1 protein-coding gene and 1 pseudogene are annotated in these 1,245 nt (G+C 72.0%); both read right to left on the bottom strand.

Going from position 1 to position 1,245, the window contains the following annotated elements; genetic code table 11:
• Nucleotides 1–344: 344 nt before the first annotated feature.
• Nucleotides 345–749, bottom strand: a complete 405-nt coding sequence (locus GA0115259_RS38350) for a glycosyltransferase (RefSeq protein ID WP_161230647.1) — start codon at nucleotides 747–749, stop codon at nucleotides 345–347.
• Between the two features lies 1 nt (nucleotide 750).
• Nucleotides 751–1,245, bottom strand: a pseudogene (locus tag GA0115259_RS40995) (hypothetical protein); the annotation flags it as partial.

Below are 1,245 nucleotides of genomic sequence, written 5' to 3'. Positions count from 1 at the left end.
CCCGCCGTACCGGCGGGCCGGGTGTCCGAATAACTCCCCGCACCCACGGGGACGTTGGCGGCCATCGCCGGACCGGCGGCGGGACCCAGGCCGACGGCGGCCAGGGCGGTGACCAGGACCAGCGCGGAGACGGGTCTGGCACGGGAGACGGACATGGACGGCACCTCGAAGACATGGGGGGAAAGGGCGTCCGAGAGCGCTCTCAGATGTTATGAAACGTAAAACTCCTGAAACAGAAGTGTCAATACATCTGACACGGACGGCAGTTCACGGGTGATCGAGGGGTACGGGCGGCCGTTGTGCGTTCGAGTCTTGACGGGACACTCCGTACTGCGGGACAGCCCTCAGCCCGTCGCCAGGGTGTCGAGCAGGGAGTCGATCGTCGGGAGCGCTCTCATCTCGTCCGCAAGTCGGCGCGCTTCTGTGCGGTACGACGGGTCCGCGAGCACCGACTCGACGGCGGCCCGGATACGCGGCACATCGTCGGGGCCGAGGGCGGGCATCGTATCCGGCGAGCCGCCGCTCGGGCTGACCACCAGTCCGGCGCCCGCCTCGCTGACCAACCGGGCGTTGGCGGGCTGGTCGGCGAAGAACGGGATGACGACCAGCGGAAGACCGGCCGCCAGTGCGCCGAAGGTCGTACCCGAACCGCCGTGGCAGACCACGGCGTCCGCACCGGCGAGGACATCGGCCTGCGGCACCCACGCCTCGACATGGACATTCGGCGGGACCGGGACGAGCGCGGACACATCAGTGGCGTGCCCCGCCGTGAGCAGTACGCGTACCGGCAGTCCGCCCACCGCCTCCAGCGCCGCCCGGTAGGCCGCGACGGCGACCGGGCAGCCCGCCCGCGACGGTGCCGAGGGTGAGATAGACCAGTGGTTCCGCACTGCCGCCCCACCAGTCGGGCAGCGCGGCGGTACGGGGGGCGGCGGCCTCGCGGAAGCGGCGCGTCAGAGCATACGGCGAGGGGTCGAGGGAGGCGGGGAAACGGGTCAGATACGGGGAGGCGCGCAGCCGTTCCGCCGTCTCCGCGCCGTACGGCGCGAGCGCGGGCGCCGCCAGTTCGAGCGCGCCCGCCTCGATCCGCGCCGCCGAGATCGCCACCTGTGCGTGCGGGACGCAGACACGCTCGGCCGCCACGGCCGAGGCGTACTCGCATGGCTCGCGCAGTACCAGATCGGGCCGCCAGTCACGGCATGCCTCCTCCAGCGCGGGCAGCATCGCCGCCGTACAGAGCCGCCC

It is taken from the genome of Streptomyces sp. MnatMP-M17 (assembly GCF_900091995.1).
In the GTDB taxonomy this organism is placed as follows: domain Bacteria; phylum Actinomycetota; class Actinomycetes; order Streptomycetales; family Streptomycetaceae; genus Streptomyces.
Note: the sequence above shows the minus strand (reverse complement) of the source record. Positions and strands in the feature narration are given on the sequence as shown.